The sequence below is a fragment of the Paenibacillus sp. GM2 genome (assembly GCF_900069005.2).
GTDB lineage: Bacteria > Bacillota > Bacilli > Paenibacillales > Paenibacillaceae > Fontibacillus.
This window is the reverse complement of sequence record NZ_LN831279.1, coordinates 1,217,669-1,244,547: the sequence shown is the minus strand read 5'-3', so window position 1 is coordinate 1,244,547 and position 26,879 is coordinate 1,217,669. Positions and strand designations below refer to the sequence as shown.

Here is a 26,879-nt window from a genome sequence, read left to right as displayed (position 1 = left end):
TCCATGATGACGACAGCAGGCCCTTTGAGGAATTACAACGATTCAGCCACCGCTCTCGCCCATTGGTCAGCATCCTTGATTACTTCAAGACTTGGATCGGCCAGAGCTTCATGTCTGGAAAGCACGGTCTCAATGAGATATTCAATCTTCAGGAATGAAATTTCTCTATTTAAGAAGCGAGCTACCGCAACTTCATTAGCTGCATTGAACACCGTCGGTGCGGTACCTCCTATTTTACCACATTCAAAAGCTAGTCTTAAACAAGGAAAACGTTCAAAATCCATCTCTCTAAACTGGAGCTCGCCTGCCTTGGCCAAAGAAAGGCGCTGCGCCGCCGAATTCCAGCGCCGTGGATACGAAAGCGCGTACTGAATCGGAACCCGCATATCCGGTGCACCAAGCTGAGCAATAATGCTGCCATCACGATACTCAACGAAAGAGTGGACAATGCTCTCAGGATGGAGCAATACCTCAATCTGTTCAAATCCAAGCCCAAACAACCAGTGGGCTTCAATCACTTCCAATCCTTTGTTGACCATCGTGGCTGAATCGATCGTCACCTTGGCGCCCATCGACCAGTTCGGATGCTTCAGGGCGTCCTCAACCGTTACATTCGCAAGCTGCTCCCGGCTATAATCGCGGAAGGAACCGCCCGACGCTGTTAATGTAATGCCGGCTATATCCTCCATATGCTCACCATTCAGACATTGGAAGATCGCCGAATGTTCACTGTCAACTGGAAGGATGGGCACGCCTTTCTCCTTGGCTAGAGCCATTACCAGGTGACCGGCTGTTACCAGCGTTTCTTTATTCGCCAGAGCGATGGTTTTGCCCTCGGAAATAGCCGCCAAAGTAGCCGGAAGACCAGCACTGCCGACAATCGCGGTGAGTACGGTATCCGCTTCGGTACCTGCCGCAACTTCGATCAAGCCCTCTTCCCCATAGCTAAGCTCTACCCCGGCCGGCAGCAGCGGACGGACTTGATCCGCCAACTCCTTGGTAGCAATAGAAGCCTTCTTCGGCCGAAATTGATTCACTTGCTGTACGAACAGCTCCATATTGGCTCCGGCAGCAAGTCCCTCAACGACAAATTGTTCAGGATGCTGCTGGACAACATCCAGCGTCTGCGTCCCGATCGATCCGGTCGAGCCAATAATTGCAATTTTCTTCATAAAGCACCTCACCACACTCATGTAATGAATGGATCTTCAAGATTCGACGCCGACTCTGCTTCCTTGCGTCCCTTGCATGATGATAAGACAGTTATAAAATTTCCTCTTCCAATCAAGATTTAATGCCTTGGCTTTTCAGCACCGAGAAGGTTGATTGAATCTAAGATCTGAGGAACGGAGCGTAGGTAAACCTACGTGAGTACCGGAAGAGCTTAGATGAATTCAAGATTCGATGCCGAGTCCGCTTCTTCGACTAACCTTCGTGATCAAAAACTAGTCATTAAATTTCCTCTTCCAATCAAGATTTAATGCCTTGGCTTTCCAGCACCGAGAAGGTTGATTGAATCTAAGATCTGAGGAACGGAGCGTAGGTAAACCTACGTGAGTACCGGAAGAACTTAGATGAATTCAAGATTCGATGCCGAGTCCGCTTCTTCGACTAACCTTCGTGATCAAAGTCAATTATTGAATTACCTCTAATAGGGGAGCAGCATTAGGATATGTATGAACGGGAATACCGCAATCCAACTATCACACCGATCAAGAATTCCCCCATGCCCCGGCAAGATCGTGCCGGAATCCTTGATTCCATAGGCCCGTTTATATGCCGACTGAATCAAGTCGCCCATCTGACCGACAACAGCGGCAATAATCCCGAGGATAACAGCACGTCCGATGGTCAGCAATCCGCCTGAAGCCAGCGCAAAGATTACAGCAGCAACGACAGACAACACAATTCCACCTATCGCGCCTTCCACCGTTTTATTGGGGCTAATGGCTGGCCAGAGCTTATTTTTCCCTAACCTGCGTCCGACAAAATATGCCCCTGCGTCACTGCTCCAGATCGAGATAAGCATCAGGAAGGTCCAGAATAACCCCTGTCCATCCTGCGTATTTCTCGTTGCCACGATCGAGGAGAAGCCAATGCCGATATATACCATACCAAGGAATAACAAAGAGACCGTGGAAATAGGAAGTTCATTTTTTGTAATCACAGTAACGACTAGGAACAACAGCATCAGCAGGCCAAAGACGCGCATCAGGTTCCAAGGCATCTCCAATCCAAGCGCCTCCCAAGGGAAGAGCGCGTAGAACACACCCAAATAGCCGAGCAGAGCAGGTGCACCGAAAGCCGGTAGCCCAATCATTCGAACAAACTCATAGAAGCCTATCAAGGCCATGAGCAAAATTAATATATTGAAGCCGATTCCACCGAGCAGGCAAAGTCCAAGGAAAAAGCCTCCGGCCACAATTCCTGTGATCAATCGTTGTTTCACTGGTCTGCACCTTCCATTTCAATCAAGATTTAATGACTTGGCTTTCCAGCAACCAGAAGGTTGAATGAAGTCAGGGGTCAAGTCATTAAATATCCATCTTCACTAGGATAACCCGCCATATCGGCGTGTCCGTCGTTGATATTCTGCGACCGCAGCGAATAGATGCTCCCGGCCAAAGTCAGGCCAATATAGATCCGTGAACCATAGCTCACTATAAGCGGTCTGCCAGAGCATGAAATTGCTTAGCCTGAGTTCTCCACTCGTCCGAATCAACAAATCCGGTTCTGGCAAGCCTGCAGACAAGAGCTTGGATTGAATCATCTCTTCAGTAATCTCTTCGGCAGAGATCTCACCGACCTGAACACGGCGAGCGAGTTCTCTAACGCCCTCTGTGATCTCGCGCCGGCTTCCATAGTTCAAGGCAAAGTTCAATATAAGTCCTGTATTATTCTTGGTACGTTCCATCGCTTCTTTCATAGCAGCGATTGTATGCTCCGGAAGTTCCTTTGTATAGCCCATCATGCGGATCTGCACATTCTTCTGAATCAGTTCATCCAGCTCCAAGGCGAGAAACTCTTGTGGAATAGCCATCAGGTAGTCTACTTCCTCCTTAGGACGCTTCCAATTCTCTGTAGAGAACGCGTATAGCGTCAATACAGAAATGCCCAGTTCATCGGCTGCAATCGTTGCCCGCTTCACAGCCTTCATCCCGCTACGGTGGCCCATATTACGCGGCATTCCCCGTCTACGCGCCCAGCGCCCGTTCCCATCCATAATGATTGCAACGTGCTTCGGAATTTTTCCATCTGAGAGATCCACAGCTGACGGATCTACAGACGACGCGGGTCTATCCCCTTTTTTCCACCAGGATTGAAATAGCTTGATCATTTCTTTTCCTCCAGTAGGTGATGAAAAAGAGACAAAACCCCACCGTATTTGGAGGGGCCGCTTCTCGTCTCTTAAACTTCCATGATCTCTTTTTCTTTAGCTGCAAGCACTTTATCCACTTCCGCGATATATTTATCGGTCATTTTCTGAACATCATCTTGATGTCTGCGAGACTCATCCTCGGAAATGTCCGTTTTTTCCAGCTTTTTAATGTCGTCGTTAGCATCACGGCGAATGTTACGAATAGCGACTTTGGATTCTTCTCCATATTTCTTCGTCATCTTCACCAATTCAACCCGACGTTCTTCAGTTAGTGGCGGAATCGACAAGCGAATGTTCATACCGTCGTTAGCCGGCGTTAGACCCAAATCCGACTTCATAATCGCTCGCTCAATATCAGACAGCGACGATTTGTCCCAAGGCTGAATCATTAACGTGCGCGAATCCGGTGTGTTAATGTTAGCCAACTGATTAAGCGGAGTCATCGATCCGTAATACTCTACTTGAATACGGTCAAGCAAGGCCGGGGTCGCTCTTCCTGCGCGAAGAGTTGCAAGATCTCTTTTCAACGCCTGAATCGCTTTCTCCATACGTTCTTCAGCATGCTTTTTAATCGTTTCTGGCATTAATCTACACTCCCTTTGACGATCGTCCCGATCTTCTCGCCCAGGACGACGCGCTTAATATTACCTTGTTCTGTAATAGCAAACACGATGAGCGGAATGTTGTTGTCCATGCAAAGCGATGAAGCCGTAGAATCCATAACGCCCAGATTTTTGTTAAGTACTTCAAGGTAAGTCAGGACTTCAAACTTCTCAGCTGTCGGATCCACAAACGGATCTGCCGAGTATACTCCATCCACCTTGTTCTTAGCCATCAGGATGACTTCAGCTTCAATCTCTGCGGCACGGAGAGCTGCTGTCGTATCTGTGGAGAAGAACGGGTTCCCGGTACCTGCTGCGAAAATAACAACACGGCCCTTCTCCAAATGACGGATCGCTCTACGGCGAATATATGGCTCAGCGATTTGCTGCATCGCAATTGAAGTTTGAACCCGCGTAGGCACGTCAATCTGCTCCAATGCGTCCTGCAGAGCCAAGGAATTCATCACCGTCGCTAGCATCCCCATATAGTCAGCTGTCGCCCGGTCGATGCCTTTGGCACTTCCAGCGATTCCGCGCCAGATATTGCCGCCGCCACATACGATAGCTACTTCCACACCAAGCTCGACGACTTCCTTCACCTGTTCAGCGATCGATGAGATCGTCTCGGCATCAATACCATATCCGTTCTGACCGGAAAGCGACTCACCGCTGACTTTCAAGACAATACGTTTATAAACTGGCTGTTTCAAATGCATACCCTCCACAATCATCCTTCATGAGGCATCGTATATACCCTTCTTGCCTCAGCAAAGAGGATATATACGCGTTCTCACGCTGGGCTTAGGTCAAGCCAAAAGATTTAGCCGTTCTTGCAAACGAATATCCCCTTTGGAATCACTTATAAATTCTATATCTATAAAAGAAGGAACACGGTGTGTTCCCACTTCTATAGATGTAATTCGATTATATTCTATCGCTTAGTTCTTAACTTGAGCCATAACTTCTTCTACGAAATTATCGACTTTTTTCTCCAGACCTTCACCAAGCTCATAACGAACAAAACGACGGATCGAGATGTTCTCACCGATTGTGCTGATCTTCTCGCTCACAAGGTTAGCGATCGTCTTGTCTGGATCTTTAACGAAAGCTTGCTCAAGCAGGCAGAACTCTTCGTAGTATTTGTTGATGCGGCCTTCAACCATTTTTTCAACAATCTTCTCAGGCTTGCCTTCGTTCAAGGCTTGAGCGCGCAAAATTTCCTTTTCCTTCTCGATTTCATCTTGTGCCACTTCTTCGCGACGAACATAACGTGGGCTCATTGCAGCGATGTGCATTGCAACGTCACGAGCGAATTCTTTAAATTGATCCGTCTTAGCTACGAAGTCAGTTTCGCAGTTGATTTCTACCAATACACCGATACGTCCGCCAGCGTGGATGTAGGATTCTACAACACCTTCAGTCGCAATACGGCCCGCTTTGTTAGCAGCAGCTGCCAAACCTTTTTCGCGGAGCAATTCGATCGCTTTGTTCAAATCATTATTAGCTTCTTCCAAAGCTTTTTTGGAGTCCAGAATTCCTGCTCCAGTCTTTTCGCGAAGTTCTTTTACCAATTTTGCATCAACAGCCATTGTTATTACCCTCCATATCGAATAAGCAAATTGTTTAGCTTCCTCTAAAAAAAGGGTAGCGAGAGGTTTAACACCTACTAACCACCCTTTTTTGATTTAATTTATTATTTCACTGTAAGACTGAATTAAGCTGTAGTTTGTTCGCCTTGGTTAGCTTCAATCACAGCATCAGCCATTTTGCTAGTAAGCAATTTAACAGCGCGGATCGCATCGTCGTTACCAGGAATCACATAATCGATTTCATCCGGATCGCAGTTTGTATCAACGATACCTACGATTGGGATACCAAGTTTGCGAGCTTCAGCAACAGCGATACGCTCTTTACGAGGATCGATGATAAACAAAGCGCTAGGCAAGCCCTTCATGTTCTTGATACCGCCGAGGAATTTCTCAAGACGATCTTTCTCTTTGCGAAGGATGATAACTTCCTTCTTAGGCAATACAGTGAAAGTTCCGTCTTCTTCCCAAGTTTCCAGCAGTTTCAAACGGTCGATCCGTTTTTGAATCGTTTGGAAGTTTGTCAGCGTTCCGCCGAGCCAACGTTGGTTGATGAAGAATTGACCAGCGCGTTCAGCTTCTTCTTTAACAGAGTCTTGAGCTTGCTTCTTAGTACCTACGAACAGGATCGTTCCGTTCTCTTCAGCGATGCTCTTAACAAAGTTATAAGCTTCTTCCACTTTCTTGACTGTCTTTTGCAAGTCAATAATGTAAATTCCGTTTCTTTCAGTGAAGATATATTTGTCCATTTTCGGATTCCAACGACGTGTTTGGTGTCCGAAGTGCACCCCTGCTTCAAGCAGTTGTTTCATGGAGATTACTGCCATCTTCACGCACCTCCTAAGTTTGGTTTTTTTGATGCTTCCTCCGCAAACGTCATTTCCCGCCAAGACTCCCTAGTGCAGATGCCTATATAGGAGCACCCTTCGCGAAATCAGTCAGCGTGCGTTATAACACCGTCATTTAATATACCATAAGTAAAATGTGGATGCAACAAATCGTCACTGCTTTTCGCGAAAAAGTGCTAACCATGCAAAAAAGCCCCGCAGGTTCAGGAGCTTTCGCTATAGATCAGACAAACCGCGGTTATACTCTGATCGCAGCTGATGAAATATGATATCACAGTCGCTCATTTTTGAACGAATTGATTGGCTTTCTAATCAAAGCGGATTTTTTGAAATCCTCATCTAGGGGCAATGATCTTGTCGATGATTGAATCATAATCTTCGCCGACCTGGAATGAATACGTACCGGTGCGAATCTTGGAGTTGATTTTGCGTGCCTTGGCTTGCTTAATAAACTCATTTTTGTTAGCAATAATGCCCTTCTTATGAAGCCCGTCAGCTACGTTGGTCAACGTGTTTCCATAGGATATTTTATATTGTACCTCGGTAGCTTCCGGCTTACTGGGTTCTTTAGGGGCGTCTGTCTTCGGGGTTTCCGGCGAAGTCGTCTTGGCGGTATCTTTTGTGCCATTATCCGTCGCAGGTGTATCAGGCACCGTTGGAGCTTTGGGATCCTCCGGGGTGTCCGCCTTCTTATCTATAGACTCGGACTTCGAGTTCTCCCCCGAACCTGCAGCTGGCTCCGACTGGGCTTCCCACTCTTCCTTAGTGAGCAGTTCATCCTCATGTTCGACGACCTTCAAGTTAAGCAGTGCGGCAGCTTGTTCAACTTGTTCCTTAGTCCATAACTTCCCGCTGCCTTCCTGCCCGATCAACATAAGCTGAAGAAGCAATGCTCCAACGATCAAACCGACACCAAGTCCCATCATAAAATGGCGATTTTTAATCATTGGGACTCCTCCCTTTTGGCCAGCTGCAAAATAAGCTGCACTTCTCCGCGCGGGATGCCGAGAGTCTTGGTAATTGAATCGATAGATTTGCCACTGCTATACAATTCAAATAATTGCGGATAACGATCACGCACTAATTCCGGAACCTGTGGCTCTTGCTGCGGTTCAACTATAGGCTCGGCCGAGTCCAACACAGCCTCCTCGGCCACTGTCTGAGCAGCCGCAGTTTGAACGGCAGCTTCGTTAAGCTCTGAAAGAGTTACTTCAAAAGCCACCACATCAGAGGTCTTCTGACCGGAATCCTGTCCCGCCTGATCCAAAGCAGGAGCAGCAGTAGAAATCGGCTTAACTGCAAAGGTCTGTTCTCGAGCGGCAAGCTCTACTTCAAGGACCCGCTGCCTTAATTCTGCAATCTGCTCCTGCTGGGCCAACTGCTTGGAGACGAACTCCTGCTTCATCTGCGATACCAGATCAATGAGTTCGCCATTCTCTTGTTCAATGTCAGCCATATATTGTTCTAAAGTTGCTTCCAACTCATGATTTGCGCCAGCCTTCGCCTGGGCAGCCGCTTTCCGCTCGGGAATGAACAGCGCATAGACCAGCGCTGCCAATCCGAGGAGCACGATATAAACCCACGGATCACTAAAAGACACTGTCATCCACACCTTTTTGCTGTATCAATATTGTGTATTTCTCTATGATTTAATCCGAAACGAACATCCTATAAGCGCATGTTCAAAGTGGACTTTTTGAACTACCTCTATAAAGAAAGATCGATGTGATGTCCTTTATAGGGATGCTCAGCCGGTTTTTCTTTCTCTTTCTCATCCTGATGATCCCCGGATGATTTGCCCTGCTGCTGCTTTCGGGATGATTCGTCATCCCGCTTCACATGAGAGCTGGATGAACCCTCATCTACTTCAGTACTGCGTTGTCTCTGGAGATCGCTATCCTTCATATTTTGCGTTGATAGCAAACTCTGGTCGATCTGAGGTCTATGCTGTCCTTCGTGCTGAACTCGTCCTGCTTCACTTGTTCGCGGCACTGCGATCTGCAATTCGATAGATTTCAAATCCATAGGATTGCCTCTCTTCCTCTAAACATAAGGTGACATCGTAATATCCCCTTCACTATAGTAGAAAGACATTCGCGAGATCGGATCTTTTATATATTTCGTATAACGTCCAATGACGATTCTCGATCCGCCGTATATCATTTTCATTACATCTACACGGGCTTTTCCTGTATCTTCTAAAGCCTTTTCAATATCCAGGATTCGTTCCTTGATATCATTAATTTCTTCGAGGTTTGATTTCTTGGTAAGCCCCAGCTTGGAACGCATCGCTACTTTATCCGGGGTCAGCTTGCCCATGGAAGCCAATTGATCCAACAGAGTGAGAGCCTTGTCCGTTTTATCCAGATTGACCATAATATCTCTAATTTGCTGTCTAAGATTTTGCAGCTCATTGCGAAGCTCGGGAACAACGCCGACTTCGATCGAGGTTGTCGTAGACATCGGATTTCCAATGATACGAGCCACAACTCGCTCGCCAGCCTGAACGACCCCTCCTACAATAAGCCCCTTGGAACCGCTGCAAATGACATCTCTGCCAGCTCGGATATTGGAATGCATAATGCTCTGGGTGGCAATTACATCTTCACCGGCAATAACATTCGCATCCTGGATGAAAGAGCCTTTGACAGTATGCCCCGCCTTAATCATCCCCTTGTTATAGCCAATAATGCCCCCGGTGACCTCTATGGAGCCATCCGCATAAAGCTCGGCCCCTTCGACACCGCCTACAATACGAATATCGCCGGACGCCGTTATCTTGAAACCTGTAAGCACATTGCCACGAATCACAACGGTCCCTACAAAATCGATATTTCCCGTACTATAATCAACGTCGCCGTTCACTTCATAAACCGGAAAAACATTAATTTTCCCTTTATCCGTCTGCGTCACCAGACCATCAATCGCAGCATACATCGCTGTCTGCTCCGGATTAAGCACCACGTTCTTGCCAACCTTGAATCTGGCCACCTTTCCCTCGCGATAAGGGATCGAATCACCCGTCACAGCCATCCCCTGCTTGCCAGGAACCGGCGGAATCAATTCCGCGATAATTTGGCCTTTGCGCACATTGTTAAGGCGTGTTACATCCTTATAGTCCACTTTCCCATCTTCCAACTCAGCAGGTTTTACGCGCTGATCATCCTCCACTGACACCGAAAGCTTGATCCTGCCATCCTCCCCTTGCTGCGACTCTAAACCGATTGCAATCGGGGTTTTACTATAATAATACTCTTTCGGATTTACAATAAAGCGCTTTACAATATCTTGTTGTATACCGTATTTGATTCCTTCACTGCGCAGAAAATGCAGCAGGGCATCTTCCGTGCAGCTAAATTCCTCTTCCTTCTTCAGAAACTGCAAATAGGCAACTGTCTTATCGTCATTGATTGTAACTCCGAGAATTTGTCCCAAATCACCTGAATAGTCCATTAGCCGCTCCTCTCCGAAATCCATTCACCCTGTGGAAAATGATATTTCATTAATCATTACACATGAGCAAATCCCGCTGCTTTTCCAAAGTTCCACGAAGCCTTAGGATCGCTTTGGAATGAAGCTGTGAAATCCGTGAAGGCGATAATGACATGACCTCCGCGATCTCACTCAAAGACAAATCTTCATAATACAACAAAGAGACCACCGTACGTTCCTTCTCGGTCAACTTCTCAATTCCCTTCGTCAGCGAATCTTTCAAAAAGAACTCCCGCACCTTATAATCCGGGTTTTTTGCCTTCTCGTCAACGAGTAATGTAAGCCTTGTCTCAGATTCTTCTTCCCGAATCGGGTCTTCGAGAGAGCATAGCGTCATAACTGCTACTTCTTGAAGCATGGATTGAAACTCTTTCTCACTGATCTGTAAGTAATCGCTCATCTCCGCATCCGTTACCGAACGCAGATACTGTTGCTCAAGCTGCTGATAACCCTCTTCGATCTTCTTCGCCTTTTCTCTGACGGAACGAGGCACCCAGTCGCCTTGCCGAAGCCCGTCCAGTATTGCTCCTCTTACTCTCCATGAAGCATAGGTTTCAAACTGGAGTCCACGTTTGTAGTCGAATTTCTCGACAGCATCGATCAATCCCATAACCCCATTGCTGAACAAATCATCCTTGGAGACGTTCTTCGGCAAGCCGACGGCCAGACGTCCCGAAACGTAGTCAACAATATGCAAATACCGCTCGATAAGTTGTTTCTTTGCCTCTAAATCGCCATGTTCCTTCCACTGCTCCCAAACATCAGCATAACTCAGAGTGGATGTCTTCCGCTCGTGCAATTGCCCTCACCCTCCTTATTGTTCTGTCAGGTGACGAACGACTTTAGCCAGCTCTTCCGGAGCTTTATCGTCAGTAGTCTTCACTAATCTTGGCGGATTAAGAGGTGTAAACTGTTGTTCCGATAACTCTCCTTCTGGAGCCTGCTTCAATAAGTCACCGATCTCCTTGCTTTCATCCGGAGTTGTTAGATCCAAATTGCCACCTTTCCCGAGTTCCGCAGCCAATGCCGCTTCTTCCTGAGCCTCCACGTCTGGCGGAAGCTCCTTAAGGACGCCGATAACCCAGCTTCCCGCCCAAGAAAGGGCGAACCAAATCGCGAAGGCGAAAAGCGACCGGATCAGGCTTGTAGCGAACAAATTATTGCCTGCGGACACCGCGAAAGTAATCAAAAAGCCGATAAAGCCAATTAACAAAAAGTAACGGATTTTCCCTGTCATATGCTACAGTTCCTTTACACCCTTTTGTACACTTCTTATAAATAAAGTGCCTGTCTCAACATCTAACTCAATCGTACGCCCGTGATTTCCACCCGTATCTTCTGCAATTAATGATATCCCCAGTTCCTGCAATCTCTCCTTGCAGGCCTCCACATTTCTCGGCCCAATCCTCATCGAATCCGAAGCCCCGGCAAAAGAGAACATTTGCGCTCCTCCGGCCATCTTGGCGACGAGTCGTTTCTGGCAAGCCCCGATCGCCAGCACTTCCTCCAACAGCTTGTCCAATGCCGTATCAGCATACTTTGCTAGGTTCAACGCTCCCTCCCGAGCGATCTCGGATGAAGGAAGCATAACATGCGCCAGACCGGCTACTTTTTTGACCGGATCATATAGCGTTAACCCAACACAGGACCCAAGACCGGTTGTCCGGATCAGACCATGCCCGGAAATGACATTCAAATCGGCCATGCCCACCTTGACAACCTGCTGTTCATCAATCATGGTCCAGCGGCACTCCTAGAGCAGTGAATATTTTGGCAAAAGATTCTGGGTCCGGGATAAGGAAAAACTGGCCTTCAACTTCATGTTGTCCTTCAATAAAGGTTGTATCGATCAAGAGTGCGGAATCTCCCATCTCTCCGAATTGGAGCAGACCATAGCTCAGAATAGCTCCGGCCATATCCAACGCTAATGCAGGCACTGTCGGCGTCATCTGCAGCCTCGTAAAATCCGCAAGCGAGGACAGATAGGAGCCGGCCAATATGTTGCCGATTTCAGAGAGTGCGGACCATTCCATTTCAGAGAAGTCCTCTCCATCACCGACTTCAAATCCGGCCAGACGATGAAGCAGCTTTTTGGCCGCCTCAGGACTGAGAATAAAGAAGAGATTGCCTGGCGCATCCCCCTCCACACGGAGGAAGATGGCCAAGACGACTTGCTCTGCTCCGCCTACTCGATCCGAAACGGCTTCGAATGGGAGCATCTGCACTTTAGGAACGGCCATATCTATCGGTTTGTTTAATAATCTGGACAATGCCGTAGCAGCATTGCCGGCACCGATATTGCCTACTTCCTTCAGCACATCCATTTTGAACTCTTCCAAATGATTGAATAAGTCCACAGGCTTAACCCTCTAAGCTTTCCAGCTGGATAATCTCGCTGCGATTCAATACCTCGGATAAATTCAGCATTACAAGCAAGCGCTCTTCGGAAATACGCGCAACACCACGCAGATATTTGGCTTTGACCCCGCCCACTACATCTGGCGGAGAATCGATAATATCACTGTTAATATCGATGACATCATTGGCAGAATCGACGATAAAGCCAACCTCCATCTCATTCGCTGTCACAATAATAATTCGGGTCTGATCGGTAAATTCACTCTCCGGCAGACCGAAACGCCCGCGCAAATCGATCACAGGGATAACAACGCCGCGCAGATTGATCACACCTTTGACGAACGAGAACGTCTTAGGAACACGGGTGATTGGCATCATACGCTCGATGGTTTGAACTTTGTTAACCTCGATGCCGTACTCTTCTTCACCCAGCTTAAAAACGATTACTTTCAATTCCTCTCCCATGGAAATTCCTCCTTAAATAATTGCTGACAAAAGCGGACTTTTTGAACTACCTATAAGATGAGCTTATTTAATGAAGGCATTCGGATCAACGATCAGTGCAACTTGACCGTCCCCCAGGATTGTCGCACCGGCGATCCCCTGAATGGCCGGAAGATATTTGCCCAGATTCTTAATGACAATCTCGCTCTGACCGATGAAATCCTCCACAGTGACAGCAGCTAGACGATCACCCTTGCGGACAACGACAATTTCGGATTCCTCTTCCGCATCCTCATCATACCCCGGCACTTCGAAAAGGTTAGCAAGCGATAACAGTGGAATATGCGCATCTCGGTATGGAATCATCGTGTAGCCATGAACCTGACGAATTTGATTGCGTTGAATAAGCCCGGTCTCGACAATTGATGATAGCGGAATCGCATATTTCTCAGATCCGACCTTAATCAGCATCGCAGAGATAATAGATAGCGTTAATGGAAGCTGGACGGAGAATTTTGTCCCCTTGCCGAGCTTGGACTCCACCGATACTACGCCGCTAAGCGACTCTATCTTCGTCTTCACAACATCAAGTCCTACACCGCGGCCTGAAATATCGGAGATGATCTCTGCGGTACTGAAGCCAGGTGCGAATAACAGCATAAAGACTTCTTCATCCTTCATCGCCGCGCCTTCGCTCTCGGTGACAATTCCTTTGGATATTGCTTTGGCTAAAATTTTGCTGCGGTCAATACCATGTCCATCATCCTCAATCTCAATAAAGACATGATTTCCGCTGTGGAAAGCCCGTAGATTGACTGTTCCGATCTCTGGCTTCCCGGCCGTAATTCGTTCCGCAGTCTGCTCTACACCATGGTCGACCGCATTGCGGAGCAAGTGTACAAGCGGGTCGCCGATCTCATCAATGACCGTACGATCAAGCTCAGTCTCGGCACCGGTAATAATCAGATCTATCTTCTTGTCTAAAGATTTGGCGAGATCCCGCACCATACGCGGGAAGCGATTGAACACCGTATCAATCTGTACCATTCTCAGCTTCAACACGATATTTTGCAGATCGCTGCCAACCCGGCTCATATGCTCAACCGTCTCAGTTAATTCGGATCGTTTGACCTCGCTAGCAAGCTGCTCGAGACGAGAACGGTCAATGAGCCATTCGCTTAGCAAGTTCATCAATACATCCAGCCGGTCGATATCAACCCGAATGGTTCTTGAAGGCGCTGCTGAAAGATGGGCTGCCGCCTTTTTCGGTTCGGCCTTCGCTGAAGCTGCCGCTTTTTCAGCGCCAGCGCTTGGCGCCTTATCCTCGGCATTTGCCTCCTGAGCAGGCTCAGCTACCACCGCGGCCGCTGCTTCTTGTACCCCGGCAGAGATCTGATTAAGCGTCTCATGATCCAACTGCATCACTTCGGCAGATTCGATCTCTGAGAGATTCATAATCATGCTCTGTAATTCCTGGGCTTCTTTTTGAGTTATGTAATAGAGAGAGAAACTGCGATCGAACTTCTCTTGCTCAATATCCTGAACCGAAGGGCTCGACTTAACAATGTCTCCATAACGTTCTAACAGATCAAACACCATGTATGCTCTCGCTGCCTTGAGCTGGCTATCTTCACGGATGGCTACACTAATGTACAGAACACTGTGGCCTTCGGTGATCGATTGTTCCAATACCGAATATTGATATTGATCCAAACTGATCTCGGCACCAGTCGAGGCCGGACTTGCAGTTAGTGCTGCAGCAGGAGCTTCATTCGATGCGAAATCCCCGCGTACGATTGCCTGGAGCGAGGATACAATCGAACTGACATCAGCCTTGCCTTCCCCACCCTGGGTAATATCCTGTACCATCGCCTGTAGAGCGTCCAAACCTTGGAACAAGGTATCAAAAATATAATCCTGCATCTTCAGCTTCTCGTTGCGAACCAGGTCCAGTACATTCTCCATCTGGTGCGTTAAAGATGACAGGTCCTCAAATCCCATCGTTGCGGCCATCCCTTTCAGCGTATGGGCTGATCTAAAAATAACCTGCACGATCCCGATATCATCGGGGCTTTGCTCTAGCTCCAGCATATTTTCGTTTAATGCTTGCAAATGATCATTCGACTCATCGATAAACATGGATAAATATTGGTTCATGTCCATGGTGAGGCACCTCCTTCTAGAGATTCCGTTATTTCACAATCTGTACAAGCTTTGGGCCAATTTGCTCTAGCGGCAATATCTGGCTAACACATCCCATTTCAATCGCTGAACGCGGCATCCCGTATACGACGCAGGATTCTTCGCTCTCCGCAATCGTCGATGTGACTCCTGCATCATAGAGACGCTTCATCGACCTTGCTCCATCGCTTCCCATTCCGGTAAGCAATACGATATGCTTCTTCAGCCCTTGCAACGGCAGAAGAGATTCAAACATCACATCTACCGATGGCCGATGTCCATTGCAGGCTTCTAAGCTGGACAGGGTTGCCTGATAAGATCCGCCGGCGCCAGCAGCCACTTTCAAATGCAGTCCGCCTGGTGCAACATACGCGCTGCCAGGAAGCAGTTCCATTCCTTCCTCCGCCTCTACAACATTCAGGGCACTCAGGCTGTTCAAGCGCTGGGCCAAGGATTTTGTAAAATTAGGAGGCATATGCTGCACGATAACGATCGGTGCCGGAAAATCGGCTGGCAGTTTCTCCAGTACAGCCTTTAACGCTTTGGGGCCACCGGTTGAAGTACCGATAGCAACGAGATCGGTGAATCCGGTTCTTGAGCGGCTCCGTGGACGATCCAGATCTTCCTGGGCCTGCTCTTGAATCAGCTGCTTTCTCGCCTTCGTCTCCTTGACCTTCTTTATCGGCCCCGGCTTCACTGCGGTCTCCTTTGCCGCAGCCACAGGAGCTGTCGGCAGCGGCTGCTTCACTGTCTTCGAACCGCCCGTTGTTCCCCCGCCGTCCTTCGCAACGCCTTGCGGCTTCTCCTGCTTCTTCGGCTCCCCTACTGTCGTCGGTTTACCATTGCGTTGACTGAGCGTTGGCTCTGTATCTTGCCCCTGCGGCTTGGTTATACCTGGCTGGCCTGCCGGCTGCCGATCCGGCTCCAATTTTCGCTTCCGGCTCGCCGGAATAATCGGCAGTTCTGGCGTTGGGGTCCGCGCTTCCTGAAGCTTTGCCTCAAGCGCCGCCTGCCGCATCTCTCTTCTCTCCTTGGCCAGCATCGCCGCTTTCATCTGCTCTCGCAACTCGCGTCCGACTTGCTCGATATCGTAAGAGCTTGTTGACGCCAACGGTTTGCGGATGAAATCAAAAGCACCCAGTTCCAATGCCATGATGGTCTCCCGCATGCCCTCTTCATTAATTCCGGAGAGCATAATGACAGGCAGGGGATAATCCTTCATAATTACTTTCAATGATTCCAGCCCGTTCATTACCGGCATTTCTACATCCATCGTAACCAGGTCAGGCTTCAGCTCCGCTACTTTATCGATCGCTTCGCGTCCATTAACAGCCGTAGCCACGACCTGAAATGCCGGGTCCAGCTCAATCAAATCGGATATAATCTTGCGCATGAATCCCGAATCGTCAACCACCATAACCCGATAAGACATTTCTCGCATCCCGCATCCACCTTTAGCTTCTTTTTCAGAATCACTTATCACGTCGTAACCACTTATGCATAAATCCTTTGATTCCTGATAAAGTATCATCCGGTTTATTCCGTGGAACATTCAAGTAAGTCATAGCGAGGCGCTGAATATCGCGCGCTGCTGCACTAGCGGGAAAAGCTGTAATAAATGGGGTCTGCCCTTTTACTGCCTGCATGACATGGGTGTCATCCCTCAAATAACCAAGCATCGGAATCTCAAGCTCAAGAAAGCGGCGTGAGACAAGCGAGATTTTATCCGCGACCTGTCTCGCTTCATTCTCACCGTTCACACGGTTTACTACGAGCCGAAAATTAACCTGTTCGTCCAACCCATGCACGACTTTGATCAAAGCATAAGCATCCGTAATCGAGGTCGGCTCCGGAGTAGTTACAACCAGACATTCATCCGCCGCTGTTATAAACTTTAACGTCTCCTTGGAAAGTCCGGCACCTGTATCAAAAATAATGAAGTCCATCTCTTCAGCCACAATCTCAATCTGTGATGTGAAATAATTCAGATCTGCTTCCGATAATAGAAATAGGTCCGCCAGACCCGATCCTCCTGCGACAAAGGGAAGCCCCAACGTTCCCAGCTCAACAATCTCCGACATCTTTCTCTCGCCTCTTAACAGATGATAGAGATTATACTTTGGCCTCGCCCCCATAAGCACATCTATGTTAGCCATACCGATGTCCGCATCGAACACTAGCACTTTCCTGCCTAAGGATTTGAGAGCGAGTGCAAAATTAAGCGTGAAATTGGACTTGCCCACACCACCCTTCCCGCTGCTGACCGTCAATACACGTGCTGTTCGCTTCTTGCCGGAACCCTCTGCAAGCCCCCTATAAGAAGAGACTAGCTTTCTTAATGCCTGGGCTTGATCACTCATGCTCTGCCAGCTCCCATGACGAGATCAATCATGAATTTCGAATCCGCGACCAGCAGATCATCAGGGACGTTTTGACCATTGGTGATGTAAGACATGGAGACAGGATAATCCTCCAGTAAGTTAAACATCGGCCCTACACTTTCAGTCTCATCCAGCTTCGTGAAGATGACCTTCTTCAATCCATACCTGCTGAAATGCTCGGTGATTCTCTCCATATCCTGCGTCTTGGAAGTTAGGCTAAGGACCAAGTAGGTCTCGCTGTTCTCGGTAGTGTTAAGCAGACTATGCAGCTCTGCCACATGAATCTCATTTAAATAGTTGCGTCCAGCCGTATCCATGAGGATGATATCGCATTGCTCAAGTCGCTGAAACGCTCTCTGCACATCGCCCGGCGACTGTACGACCTCGATGGGTACATTCAGGATCGAAGCATACGTCCTGAGCTGTTCAACCGCGGAAATGCGGTACGTATCAGCGGTGATGAAGCCTACTTTTTTACGTGCCCGGAAGATCTGATCCGCCGCTAGCTTAGCGATCGTTGTTGTCTTGCCGACCCCGGTTGGCCCGGCAATATAGACAATGCGCGTATGCTCGCCAATTCCGCCGTCTAAGCGCCCTTCCAATGAACTTGACACACAGCTTTGGATTTCCTCCATTAATTCGTCTTCAGACATGGACTCCTTCGAGTCAAGCCATCTATCGTACACCTTGTCCACCCAGGCTTCGACCAGCTGTGGCGAAAATTCCTTGCATAGCAGCCGGTTCTGAAATGCGCTTAACGGCTCCGGCAACTCACGGTTTTCCTTCTGCTGCTTAGCCAATTGTTCCAGCCAGGTTTTCATTTCACGAATTTCTTCCAGCAAACGTTCCTCTCTAGGACTATTAGTCGTGTATAATCCGGTTGAGGCCGAAGGAGGGCGTTGCTCCTCCGTCAGCCTCGGTTCGGATGTCCTGACCTGGGTAATCTCGTTCTCGGCCCTTCGTGCGGATGTCGCACTCGCTTCATGAAGGACATCAAACGCTCTGCTCAGAACCGGATTATCCACCTCTGCCGGCAGCTTCGGGCGTTGTGGTACACTTCCTACAGAAGCCGGCATTGATTCACTGGATTTCATATAAACATCCGACGCAAAAGATTTAGTCATCGGTCTTAGAGGGGGAGAGGACGGGCGGCTAACTCCTTTTCTAGCTGCCCCTGTATCGTTACCTTCGGAAGCCGCCACCACTTCTATCCTTTTCTTACGGAACATGCCCATAAACCCGCCGATTTTCATCTCTTTCGTGCTTAATATTACAGCGTCTACTCCAAGCTCATCTCGTATTTTCTGCATTGCATCAGGCATCGTATCGACGACATACCGTTTTACTCTCATAAGTTCACCACTCCGACGCTTTGAATTTCAACATTCGGTTCCAGTTCACTATAGGACAATACCGGTATATCCTGCATACTCCGCTCAATAATCTGCCGTAAATACATGCGGATCGTTGGCGATGTGAGCACGATTGGCTGTTGGCCGGATTGAATCAGACGGTTAACCTGCTCAGACAGCTTCTGGAAAAGCGTCTGACTGGAGGTAGGATCCATAGCGAGATAGCTTCCATGCTCACTTTGCTGTACGCTCTCGGCAATTTTCTTCTCCAGCGAAGGTCCTACCGTAATGACGCGCATGGTCTCTCCCTGATGTGAATATTGCTGAGTAATCTGCCGTGAGAGTGCTTGTCTGACATATTCGGTCAGAATTTCCGGATCCTTCGTATAGGTTCCGTAATCAGCCAAAGTTTCAAATATCGTTACCAAGTCGCGGATTGATATTTTCTCTCGGAGCAGCTTAGCCAATACCTTTTGAATATCGCCGATCGATAGTACAGATGGGATCAATTCATCGACAAGAACCGCGTAATTCTCTTTCAGGTTGTCGATTAAAGCCTTCGTCTCCTGACGTCCCAGCAATTCGTGGGCATGTCCCTTAATTAACTCCGTCAGATGCGTAGCAACAACCGATGGCGGATCCACTACAGTATAGCCGGCTAGCTCGGCGCGATCCTTGGTTGCCTCATTAATCCATAGTGCTGGCAGCCCAAAGGCTGGTTCCTTCGTCTCAATGCCTGTGATGGAATCATCATCCATCCCCGGGCTCATTGCCAAATAGTGATTAAGTAATAATTCACCACTGCCAACGACATTTCCTTTAATTTTTATGACATATTCATTCGGTTTTAGTTGAATATTGTCGCGAATTCGAATCACCGGAACGATTAAGCCCATCTCCAGTGCACATTGCCGTCGAATCATGATAATTCGGTCAAGCAAATCGCCACCCTGAGCTGTATCAGCGAGCGGGATGAGCCCATAGCCGAATTCAAATTCGATAGCATCGACCTGAAGCAAGTTGATGACGCTCTCTGGGCTGCGTACTTCTTCGATTTGCTGTTCCTCCTCCTGCTGCTCCTGCTCGATCTGCTTCTTATTCATATTCTTCTGCATTCGCCTTGCCGCGAACAACAGAAGAGCCGCAAAAGGAAGCGTAGTCCACGGACCGATCGGCGTAAACAGGCCAAGCACTGTAATGGTGCCTGCTACGATGTAGATCAGCTTCGGATATGTAAACAACTGACTCGTAATATCTTCGGCAAGATTGCCTTCCGAAGAAGCGCGGGTAACGATCAGGCCCGACGCCGTTGAAATCAGCAGCGCCGGAATCTGACTAACGAGTCCGTCCCCGATAGTCAGCAAGGAATAGGTCCCTAATGATGACTGAAAATCCATCTTGTGGATCGTCATTCCGATAATAAATCCACCGATCAAATTGATCAGCAAGATAATGATACTGGCGATTGCATCACCTTTGACAAACTTACTGGCACCGTCCATCGCTCCGTAAAAGTCAGCTTCGCGCTCAATCTTTCTGCGCCGTTCACGGGCCTGCTGCTCGTTAATCAAGCCAGCGTTAAGGTCGGCATCGATACTCATCTGCTTCCCTGGCATTGCATCCAAGGTGAAGCGCGCGGCTACTTCTGCAACCCGTTCCGAACCTTTGGTAATAACGATAAACTGTACAACCACCAGAATCAGGAAGACGACAAAACCGACAACCGGTTCCCCCTGTGCCACCCAAGAGCCAAATGTAGCAACCACATGTCCGGCTTTGGCCTGCCCCAGAATCAGCTTGGTCGTCGATACGTTAAGCGCAAGCCGAAACAGAGTCGTAATGAGCAGCATTGCCGGGAAGATTGAGAACTGCAGAGCTTCCCGTGTATTCATCGCCACTAGCAAAATCGTGAGCGAGAGCGATATATTAATGATGAGAAGAATGTCCAGTAGCCATGTCGGGATGGGAACGATCATCAATAGAACGATACCGATTATCCCCACTAATATGAACAGATCTTTGAACTTCTTCACCGGTCTTCCTCCGATCCGAGAGCTTATTTCACTTTGCCTTGTAATCTATATACATATGCCAGCACTTCGGCTACGGCTTGGAACAGATCCGCAGGTATCGAATCGCCGATTTCGGTTCTCTGGAAAAGGGCGCGTGCTAACGGCTTATTTTCCATCGTGATTACGCCATGCTCCTTGGCGATCTCCTTGATACGCAGAGCTACATAATCTTGACCTTTTGCTATTACTTTCGGTGCATCCATCTGCGTGCCATCATATTTGAGTGCTACAGCAAAGTGCGTCGGGTTTGTAATAATCACGTCCGCCTTTGGCACTTCCTGCATCATCCGCTGCAAGGCCATCCGTCTTTGCCGCTCACGGATTTTCCCTTTGACGAGCGGATCGCCCTCCATTTTCTTATACTCGTCTTTAATGTCTTGCTTGGACATCTTCAAGCTCTTGTCGTGTTCGTATTTCTGATAAATATAATCCAGGACTGCAAGCACAAACAACGCCGCCGCAATCTTCAGGCCGAGACTCATCGTCAATTGAGCCGTAAAATGAAAAGCTTCCTGTACCGGAACATAGCTAAGCGATGCAATCTGGTCTCTAGTGCCCCAAATCGTCGAATATACCAGAAAGCCTATAATAATAAGCTTCAATATCGATTTCAGAAACTGAACGAGCGAGCGCATCGAGAATATATTTTTGAAACCTTTGATCGGATCGATCTTGCTGAACTTCATCTTTAGCGGGTCACCGGTCAACAGAAACCCGACCTGTGCGTAGTTGACAATAATCGCCATCACCACAGCAACGAGGAAAACCGGCGCCAGCGTGAGCAGTATCTGAATGGCATAATCACCGAACATGACCATCACATTTTCGCTCGTCACATTCATTTGTAAACGGTGATAGTATACATCAGAGAACATGAAGACAACTCGTTCCTTGATATATCCGCCAAAGATAAGCAGGCTCAGAAATGAAGAGAGTAGGATAGCCGCTCCGGACAGATCCTGACTTTTCGCAACCTGCCCTTTCTTTCTTGCATCCTGCTTTTTCTTCGGAGTCGCTTTCTCCGTCTTCTCCCCAGAGAACAGCTGCAAATCCAGCTTTATCCGATATGCCACCTGCGATTCTCCTCCTTACTGCGGCGCCTTTCCGATGGTAGCAAACAAATTGTGCAGCGCCCGGAACATCACCTCAAACAAATGCTCAAACGCATAGATGAAGCTGGGGATCAGGAGAAGCAGCATCGCCAGACCTACCAAGATCTTGAGCGGAATGCCGATTACAAACACATTGAATTGGGGCGCTGTTCGAGCTAGAAACCCTAGGGCCACATCTGTCACAAATAAAGCAACCACAAGCGGTGCAGCCATCTGAAAAGCGAGCATGAATGCCTGACTGAACGTAGTCATTAAAAATTCAGACAGATTCCCATTGTAAATTCTTTGAAACGCTTCATTTGATAACGGAATCCAATTGTAACTGCGAATTACCGCATCAAGTAAATAGTGATGGCCGTTCATACTAAAGAAGATCAGCGTCGCAAATACATACTTCAGATTGCCGATTACCGGTACACTGGAGCCCGTAACCGGGTCAAGCACATTAACGATCCCAAAGCCGATCTGTATATCAATGAAAGAGCCAGCCATCTGAATAACCGTGAACAGTAACGTAGCTACATAACCCATTAAAAGCCCAATCAGGATTTCCCGAATCACGACCAATAAATAGCTAAGATCACTGGGCACCGCCTGATTCGTTCCCTGTATAAGCAAAATGAAGACGGCTATGATCGCCGACAACCCAATCTTGTAACTGTTCGGGACACTCCGCGATGAAAATATCGGTGAAACTACAAAAAAGGCTGTCATTCGACAAAAAATCAGCATGTAGACAGAAGCACTTTGCAAAATAATATCCATGTCGTACCGGCCTAACTAATGTAATTGGCAAGATTATTCAAAATCCCATAGGTGAAATCAACGAGTGTTGACAGAATCCATGGGCCGAATATTAGCAAGCTAATTAATACGGCAACGATTTTTGGAATAAAGGCCAGTGTCTGCTCCTGAATCTGCGTCGTCGCCTGAAATATACTGACGATAAGCCCAACCAATAGACCAATCAGGAGCATCGGTGCACTTACCTTCAGAACGGTATAAACGGCTTGTCCGGCCAAACCGATAATAAATTCCGAACTCATGAACCGTCTTCCCCCCTCTTAACTCGCGAATCAGGCGGGGAATCCCCCGCATCCACTGCATACGTTTAATCATAGATGTAATAATGCTATGTAACAAAACTGGTAAGCAGCGATTTGATGACCAGATACCAACCGTCAACAAGCACGAACAGCAATATCTTAAATGGCAACGAGATCATGACCGGAGGAAGCATCATCATCCCCATCCCCATGAGGACGCTGGCTACTACAATATCGATGATCAGGAATGGAATATAAATCAGGAATCCCATTTGAAAAGCCGTCTTCAACTCGCTGATGGCGAACGCCGGTACCATAACACTGATCGGAATATCCTCATATTTCTCCGGCTTGGCCGTCTTCGTGTAGCTCATAAACAACTGTAGATCCTTAGGCCTAGTATGCGAGTACATAAATTTCTTCATCGGGACTGCTGCTTTATCCAGCGCTTCAGTCTGAGAGATTTCCCCTTTGATATAGGGCTGTAGAGCTACCTCATTTACAGTAGACAAGGTAGGACTCATGACAAATAGCGTTAAAAAAAGCGCAAGCCCGACCAGCACTTGGTTAGGAGGCATCTGCTGCGTTCCAAGCGAGTTACGCACGAAGCCAAGCACGATCACAATTCTCGTAAAACTCGTCATCAGTACTAGAATCGCAGGAGCGATACTTAAAACTGTAATAAGCAGTATAAGAGATAGAGAGCTTGTACCCGATGCGCCATCAGAATTGCCGATTTGAATATTCACATCTGGAATCGGATCGGTCGGAGCTGCGGAAGCCACGGTTACAGCAAAGACACTCAGGAGCATCAGAGCCAAGCTTATTATAATAACTTTGTTCTTCATGAATCCCTCAACCGATCTGTAGATTGTTGCTGCTGATCCTTCAGCAGCTCCTGCATTTGCCGCTTGCGATTCGGCATCTTCTGCAATTGAGCGTGGAACATCTCATGAAAAGCTGATTCATCCAGCTCTTCCTCCTGCACCACATTCCCTTTGCGGAAGCGGGAGACGAGTCCAGAAAAGACAGTAGTCAGTCCGGCAAACTCGGTCCCCTCTTCTTCAAACGCCTGCTGTAAAAGAATGACTTCTTCAGGGTCGGAAATTTTATCGACCATGGAAATGTCCTCACCTACACCAACCAGATAAATACTGCTGCCGATCTCTATGACCTGCAGCGATTTATTTGGCCCTAGACCGATAGCTCCCAGAGTGCGGATCGATCGACTTTGCGACAAAAAGCGATTCTTCCTGCCTAAAAAACGGATTAAGACAACGATTAAAACAATGATAATGGCCAGAACAACAATTACCATCGTTAGATTTCCCCAAAGATTAATATCACCGCCTGGTAACTGGGAATCCGTCTGTGTCGAAGGCATGACGCGACCTATATTCCCAGGGTTTTGTTGATCGCTTCGATTACCCGATCAGATTGGAACGGCTTAACGATGAAATCCTTGGCACCAGCTTGAATCGCATCGATAACCATCGCCTGCTGTCCCATCGCTGAGCACATGATTACTTTTGCATTCGGATCCATTTTCTTGATTTCCTTCAATGCTGCAATCCCGTCCATCTCAGGCATTGTTATATCCATCGTAACCAGATCGGGATGCAATTCCTTGTATTTTTCGATAGCCTGTGCCCCATCCTGGGCTTCACCGACAACCTCGAACCCGTTCTTCGTTAAAATATCACGGACCATCATTCTCATAAATGCTGCATCGTCTACGATTAGAATTCGGTTTGCCATTGCTTTAAAATCCTCCCTAAGCTCTACTATTGTAATTTTTGTATTCGATCCCATTGGCTAACGATATCTGTAACGCGAACGCCAAAGTTCTCATCGATGACCACGACTTCACCCTTCGCAATCAGCTTGTTGTTCACCAGAATGTCCACGGGCTCACCGGCGAGCTTATCCAGCTCAATAATCGAACCCTGAGACAATTCCAAGATATCCTTAATTTGCTTTTGGGTCCTTCCTAATTCTACGGTGACTTTAAGGGGAATGTCCATCAGTAAGTTTAAATTATTTTCATCTATATGACCTAAAGCTGGATTTCCAAAGTTAGCGAATTGCACCGGTTGAACGTTCAAATTACGTCCCGGTACCGTTCCGAAATGCTGCGGTTCAGCCATAGGCCGTTCCTGCGGCGGATAATAATATCCTTGCTGCTGGGGCATAGGCTGAGACGACATTGGCGGCGCCGTATATGTAGGCGCAGGTGGCTCATAGGCTGGCGCTGGCGGCTCATAAGCTGGTGCCGGCGGTGCCGCAGCTGCTGCAGTCTCCTGCTTAACTGGCTCCGAGACGGAACCATTGATCAAGCTTTCCACCATTTCCTTGGCGAATTTCACCGTCAATAGCTGCATGATCGTAGAATCGATCAGATCGCCAATGGTCAGTCGGAAAGATACTTTGATCAATATCTCATCGGATGGCAGATTGTTGATTCCCGTACCGTTCGTCATATTCAGAATATCGATGCCCGGCGGCGAGATGTTCACGAAACGGTTGAAAATCGTTGACATGGATGTGGCCGACGAGCCCATCATCTGGTTCATCGCTTCCTGAACGGCGCTAATATGAATTTCATTTAATTCCTCTTCTGCCGGATTGCCGTCGCCTCCGAGCATCAGATCGGCGATAACCTGAGCATCTCTGGTCTTAATAACCAGTGAATTCATTCCTTCAAACCCGTCAACATATTGCACATGAACAGCAACATGCGGTTTAGGAAATTCGGATTCAAATTGAGAGCGTGTAATAATCGATACTTTAGGGGTTGTAATGTCAACCTTCTTGCTTAACAATGTGGACAGCGCGGTCGCCGCACTTCCGAATGTAATGTTGCCAATTTCGCCCAGCGCATCCTGCTCAAGCGGCGTCAAATAATCCGATACTGTGGGTTCAGTGGGTGTATCCTGATTAGCCTGCTTTAGAAGGGCGTCAATCTCTTCCTGGGATAAATAATCTTTACTCGTCAAGCTCCTCAACTCCTTCGCTGACAATTTCATCAATTTGAACAGCTACCCGATCCTTGAGCGTACCCGGGCTGCCGATGTATTTCAATCTGTCTCCGACGCGAATAGCCAGTCCCTCTTGAACCGATTTGTTCAAGGAGATCACATCGCCTGCGGATAGTTCCAAGAACTCGCGCACTGTGATGTTCGACTCGCCTAACTCCGCGATAATCGGCAAATTCGCTTTGCTGACCCGGTTGCGCAGCGCATCCATCTCCTCCGGTGCCCGCGACTTCTTCTGCGATACGAACCAGTGATGGACTGACAGCTTCGGCATAATTGGCTCGATAACCACATGTGGTATGCATAAATTGATCATCCCGGAGGTATCGCCGATCTTTGTGCTCAGCGAGATAAGCGCGATCGTCTCGTTAGGAGACACAATCTGCATGAACTGCGGATTCGTCTCGAGCCCCTCCATTCGTGGCTGGATATCAATCACGGTCTTCCAAGCCTCCTGGAGGCTGTCAAACGCGCGGCTGAATATCTTCTCCATGATGATCGTCTCGATCTCTGTCAATGAACCGATCTTGGAAGGTGCAATCCCCATCCCGCCAAGCAGTCTGTCCAGCATAGCAAAAGCCACGTTAGGGTGAACTTCAAGCACCATCCGGCCTTCCAGCGGTTCCGCTTCAAAAATGTTAAGAATCGTCATCTTCGGTATTGAGCGGATAAACTCGTCATAAGGAAGCTGTTCCACCTGTACCACATTAATCTGCACAAAAGTACGAAGTTGCGCCGAAAAATAGGTGGTAAGGTAGCGGGCAAAATTCTCATGAATCCGTGTCAAGCTGCGAATATGATCCTTCGAGAACCGAACGGCCCGTTTAAAATCATAGGATCTGATTTTCCTCTGAGTCTCTTCCTTTTTCAATTCCTCGGCGTCCATTTCGCCCGAAGATAGAGCCGCAAGTAAAGCATCAATCTCATTTTGCGATAATACATCTACCAAACCTCTCACCCCCTCCAAAGAAAAGTAATTCTATCAATATCA

General features: G+C 47.9%; 29 protein-coding genes. All 29 read right to left on the bottom strand.

Translation table 11 applies throughout. The features are described from left to right. Positions 1-32: 32 nt before the first annotated feature. Positions 33-1,172 (bottom strand): 1-deoxy-D-xylulose-5-phosphate reductoisomerase, encoded by a 1,140-nt coding sequence (locus BN1360_RS15410; protein WP_068780744.1) that lies wholly within the window; start codon positions 1,170-1,172, stop codon positions 33-35. Between the two features lie 476 nt (positions 1,173-1,648). After that, the gene (locus BN1360_RS15405) at positions 1,649-2,449 is read right to left on the bottom strand and encodes a phosphatidate cytidylyltransferase (protein ID WP_068780743.1); all 801 of its coding nucleotides are present in this window, start codon (positions 2,447-2,449) and stop codon (positions 1,649-1,651) included. Between the two features lie 102 nt (positions 2,450-2,551). Next, positions 2,552-3,337: an isoprenyl transferase gene (locus BN1360_RS15400; protein ID WP_068780742.1), complete on the bottom strand. Its 786-nt coding sequence runs from the start codon at positions 3,335-3,337 to the stop codon at positions 2,552-2,554. A 71-nt stretch (positions 3,338-3,408) separates the two neighbouring features. After that, positions 3,409-3,963 (bottom strand): ribosome recycling factor, encoded by a 555-nt coding sequence (frr, locus tag BN1360_RS15395; protein ID WP_068780741.1) that lies wholly within the window; start codon positions 3,961-3,963, stop codon positions 3,409-3,411. Then, positions 3,963-4,691 carry a UMP kinase gene (gene pyrH / locus BN1360_RS15390; RefSeq protein ID WP_068780740.1) on the bottom strand — a complete coding sequence of 243 codons (729 nt, stop codon included), beginning with the start codon at positions 4,689-4,691 and terminating at the stop codon, positions 3,963-3,965. Before pyrH ends, frr begins: the two co-directional genes overlap by 1 nt. 228 nt (positions 4,692-4,919) lie before the next feature. Beyond that, positions 4,920-5,570 (bottom strand): translation elongation factor Ts, encoded by a 651-nt coding sequence (gene tsf, locus BN1360_RS15385; RefSeq protein WP_068780739.1) that lies wholly within the window; start codon positions 5,568-5,570, stop codon positions 4,920-4,922. Between the two features lie 125 nt (positions 5,571-5,695). Further along, the gene (rpsB, locus tag BN1360_RS15380; protein ID WP_068780738.1) at positions 5,696-6,394 is read right to left on the bottom strand and encodes a 30S ribosomal protein S2; all 699 of its coding nucleotides are present in this window, start codon (positions 6,392-6,394) and stop codon (positions 5,696-5,698) included. Between the two features lie 356 nt (positions 6,395-6,750). Next, entirely contained in the window at positions 6,751-7,362 is a 612-nt protein-coding gene (locus tag BN1360_RS15375; RefSeq protein WP_068780737.1) for a hypothetical protein, read from the bottom strand. Beyond that, positions 7,359-8,021, bottom strand: a complete 663-nt coding sequence (locus tag BN1360_RS15370; RefSeq protein WP_069188357.1) for a DUF6115 domain-containing protein — start codon at positions 8,019-8,021, stop codon at positions 7,359-7,361. The genes BN1360_RS15375 and BN1360_RS15370 overlap by 4 nt, the downstream gene beginning before the upstream one ends. 101 nt (positions 8,022-8,122) lie before the next feature. Beyond that, positions 8,123-8,440, bottom strand: coding sequence for a hypothetical protein (locus BN1360_RS15365; RefSeq protein WP_068780735.1), 318 nt, complete (start codon positions 8,438-8,440; stop codon positions 8,123-8,125). An 18-nt stretch (positions 8,441-8,458) separates the two neighbouring features. Further along, positions 8,459-9,868, bottom strand: coding sequence for a FapA family protein (locus tag BN1360_RS15360; RefSeq protein ID WP_068780734.1), 1,410 nt, complete (start codon positions 9,866-9,868; stop codon positions 8,459-8,461). 49 nt (positions 9,869-9,917) lie between these two features. Further along, on the bottom strand, positions 9,918-10,706 hold the full coding sequence (locus BN1360_RS15355) for a FliA/WhiG family RNA polymerase sigma factor (RefSeq protein WP_068780733.1): 789 nt from the start codon (positions 10,704-10,706) through the stop codon (positions 9,918-9,920). Positions 10,707-10,721: 15 nt separating this feature from the next. Continuing rightward, positions 10,722-11,144, bottom strand: a complete 423-nt coding sequence (locus BN1360_RS15350; protein WP_068780732.1) for a hypothetical protein — start codon at positions 11,142-11,144, stop codon at positions 10,722-10,724. A 3-nt stretch (positions 11,145-11,147) separates the two neighbouring features. Continuing rightward, positions 11,148-11,645: a chemotaxis protein CheD gene (locus tag BN1360_RS15345; protein WP_068780731.1), complete on the bottom strand. Its 498-nt coding sequence runs from the start codon at positions 11,643-11,645 to the stop codon at positions 11,148-11,150. Beyond that, positions 11,638-12,231, bottom strand: coding sequence for a chemotaxis protein CheC (locus BN1360_RS15340; protein ID WP_420707933.1), 594 nt, complete (start codon positions 12,229-12,231; stop codon positions 11,638-11,640). Before BN1360_RS15340 ends, BN1360_RS15345 begins: the two co-directional genes overlap by 8 nt. Positions 12,232-12,268: 37 nt before the next feature. After that, positions 12,269-12,730: a chemotaxis protein CheW gene (locus BN1360_RS15335; RefSeq protein WP_068780729.1), complete on the bottom strand. Its 462-nt coding sequence runs from the start codon at positions 12,728-12,730 to the stop codon at positions 12,269-12,271. A gap of 63 nt (positions 12,731-12,793) precedes the next feature. After that, positions 12,794-14,872 carry a chemotaxis protein CheA gene (locus BN1360_RS15330; protein ID WP_068780728.1) on the bottom strand — a complete coding sequence of 693 codons (2,079 nt, stop codon included), beginning with the start codon at positions 14,870-14,872 and terminating at the stop codon, positions 12,794-12,796. Positions 14,873-14,900: 28 nt separating this feature from the next. Beyond that, a complete protein-coding gene (gene cheB, locus BN1360_RS15325) occupies positions 14,901-16,322 on the bottom strand; it encodes a chemotaxis-specific protein-glutamate methyltransferase CheB (RefSeq protein WP_068780950.1) in 1,422 nt (473 codons plus the stop codon). A gap of 40 nt (positions 16,323-16,362) precedes the next feature. Then, positions 16,363-17,250 (bottom strand): MinD/ParA family protein, encoded by an 888-nt coding sequence (locus BN1360_RS15320; RefSeq protein WP_068780727.1) that lies wholly within the window; start codon positions 17,248-17,250, stop codon positions 16,363-16,365. Further along, complete coding sequence (flhF, locus tag BN1360_RS15315) at positions 17,247-18,623, bottom strand: flagellar biosynthesis GTPase FlhF (protein ID WP_068780726.1); 1,377 nt, start codon at positions 18,621-18,623, stop codon at positions 17,247-17,249. Before flhF ends, BN1360_RS15320 begins: the two co-directional genes overlap by 4 nt. Then, the gene (gene flhA / locus BN1360_RS15310; RefSeq protein ID WP_082790080.1) at positions 18,620-20,656 is read right to left on the bottom strand and encodes a flagellar biosynthesis protein FlhA; all 2,037 of its coding nucleotides are present in this window, start codon (positions 20,654-20,656) and stop codon (positions 18,620-18,622) included. The genes flhF and flhA overlap by 4 nt, the downstream gene beginning before the upstream one ends. A 23-nt stretch (positions 20,657-20,679) precedes the next feature. After that, a complete protein-coding gene (gene flhB / locus BN1360_RS15305; protein WP_068780725.1) occupies positions 20,680-21,768 on the bottom strand; it encodes a flagellar biosynthesis protein FlhB in 1,089 nt (362 codons plus the stop codon). Between the two features lie 15 nt (positions 21,769-21,783). Beyond that, positions 21,784-22,572, bottom strand: coding sequence for a flagellar biosynthetic protein FliR (gene fliR, locus BN1360_RS15300; RefSeq protein ID WP_068780724.1), 789 nt, complete (start codon positions 22,570-22,572; stop codon positions 21,784-21,786). An 11-nt stretch (positions 22,573-22,583) separates the two neighbouring features. Beyond that, the gene (gene fliQ, locus BN1360_RS15295) at positions 22,584-22,853 is read right to left on the bottom strand and encodes a flagellar biosynthesis protein FliQ (protein ID WP_068780723.1); all 270 of its coding nucleotides are present in this window, start codon (positions 22,851-22,853) and stop codon (positions 22,584-22,586) included. 86 nt (positions 22,854-22,939) lie between these two features. Then, positions 22,940-23,701: a flagellar type III secretion system pore protein FliP gene (gene fliP, locus BN1360_RS15290; RefSeq protein WP_068780722.1), complete on the bottom strand. Its 762-nt coding sequence runs from the start codon at positions 23,699-23,701 to the stop codon at positions 22,940-22,942. Next, positions 23,698-24,237, bottom strand: coding sequence for a flagellar biosynthetic protein FliO (locus BN1360_RS15285; RefSeq protein WP_068780721.1), 540 nt, complete (start codon positions 24,235-24,237; stop codon positions 23,698-23,700). Before BN1360_RS15285 ends, fliP begins: the two co-directional genes overlap by 4 nt. An 8-nt stretch (positions 24,238-24,245) precedes the next feature. Further along, complete coding sequence (locus BN1360_RS15280; protein ID WP_068780720.1) at positions 24,246-24,611, bottom strand: response regulator; 366 nt, start codon at positions 24,609-24,611, stop codon at positions 24,246-24,248. A gap of 26 nt (positions 24,612-24,637) precedes the next feature. Then, a complete protein-coding gene (gene fliY / locus BN1360_RS15275) occupies positions 24,638-25,849 on the bottom strand; it encodes a flagellar motor switch phosphatase FliY (protein WP_068780719.1) in 1,212 nt (403 codons plus the stop codon). Next, a complete protein-coding gene (gene fliM / locus BN1360_RS15270) occupies positions 25,839-26,837 on the bottom strand; it encodes a flagellar motor switch protein FliM (protein WP_068780718.1) in 999 nt (332 codons plus the stop codon). Before fliM ends, fliY begins: the two co-directional genes overlap by 11 nt. Positions 26,838-26,879 lie beyond the last annotated feature (42 nt).

Coding starts and splice junctions, on each gene's coding strand:
- BN1360_RS15410 (WP_068780744.1), bottom strand. CDS start 1,172: ATGAAGAAAATTGCAATTATTGGCTCGACCGGATCGATCGGGACGCAG.
- BN1360_RS15400 (WP_068780742.1), bottom strand. CDS start 3,337: ATGATCAAGCTATTTCAATCCTGGTGGAAAAAAGGGGATAGACCCGCG.
- frr (WP_068780741.1), bottom strand. CDS start 3,963: ATGCCAGAAACGATTAAAAAGCATGCTGAAGAACGTATGGAGAAAGCG.
- tsf (WP_068780739.1), bottom strand. CDS start 5,570: ATGGCTGTTGATGCAAAATTGGTAAAAGAACTTCGCGAAAAGACTGGA.
- rpsB (WP_068780738.1), bottom strand. CDS start 6,394: ATGGCAGTAATCTCCATGAAACAACTGCTTGAAGCAGGGGTGCACTTC.
- BN1360_RS15375 (WP_068780737.1), bottom strand. CDS start 7,362: ATGATTAAAAATCGCCATTTTATGATGGGACTTGGTGTCGGTTTGATC.
- BN1360_RS15370 (WP_069188357.1), bottom strand. CDS start 8,021: ATGACAGTGTCTTTTAGTGATCCGTGGGTTTATATCGTGCTCCTCGGA.
- BN1360_RS15365 (WP_068780735.1), bottom strand. CDS start 8,440: ATGGATTTGAAATCTATCGAATTGCAGATCGCAGTGCCGCGAACAAGT.
- BN1360_RS15360 (WP_068780734.1), bottom strand. CDS start 9,868: ATGGACTATTCAGGTGATTTGGGACAAATTCTCGGAGTTACAATCAAT.
- BN1360_RS15350 (WP_068780732.1), bottom strand. CDS start 11,144: ATGACAGGGAAAATCCGTTACTTTTTGTTAATTGGCTTTATCGGCTTT.
- BN1360_RS15345 (WP_068780731.1), bottom strand. CDS start 11,645: ATGATTGATGAACAGCAGGTTGTCAAGGTGGGCATGGCCGATTTGAAT.
- BN1360_RS15340 (WP_420707933.1), bottom strand. CDS start 12,231: ATGGATGTGCTGAAGGAAGTAGGCAATATCGGTGCCGGCAATGCTGCT.
- BN1360_RS15335 (WP_068780729.1), bottom strand. CDS start 12,730: ATGGGAGAGGAATTGAAAGTAATCGTTTTTAAGCTGGGTGAAGAAGAG.
- BN1360_RS15330 (WP_068780728.1), bottom strand. CDS start 14,872: ATGGACATGAACCAATATTTATCCATGTTTATCGATGAGTCGAATGAT.
- cheB (WP_068780950.1), bottom strand. CDS start 16,322: ATGTCTTATCGGGTTATGGTGGTTGACGATTCGGGATTCATGCGCAAG.
- BN1360_RS15320 (WP_068780727.1), bottom strand. CDS start 17,250: ATGAGTGATCAAGCCCAGGCATTAAGAAAGCTAGTCTCTTCTTATAGG.
- flhF (WP_068780726.1), bottom strand. CDS start 18,623: ATGAGAGTAAAACGGTATGTCGTCGATACGATGCCTGATGCAATGCAG.
- fliR (WP_068780724.1), bottom strand. CDS start 22,572: ATGGATATTATTTTGCAAAGTGCTTCTGTCTACATGCTGATTTTTTGT.
- fliQ (WP_068780723.1), bottom strand. CDS start 22,853: ATGAGTTCGGAATTTATTATCGGTTTGGCCGGACAAGCCGTTTATACC.
- fliP (WP_068780722.1), bottom strand. CDS start 23,701: ATGAAGAACAAAGTTATTATAATAAGCTTGGCTCTGATGCTCCTGAGT.
- BN1360_RS15285 (WP_068780721.1), bottom strand. CDS start 24,237: ATGCCTTCGACACAGACGGATTCCCAGTTACCAGGCGGTGATATTAAT.
- BN1360_RS15280 (WP_068780720.1), bottom strand. CDS start 24,611: ATGGCAAACCGAATTCTAATCGTAGACGATGCAGCATTTATGAGAATG.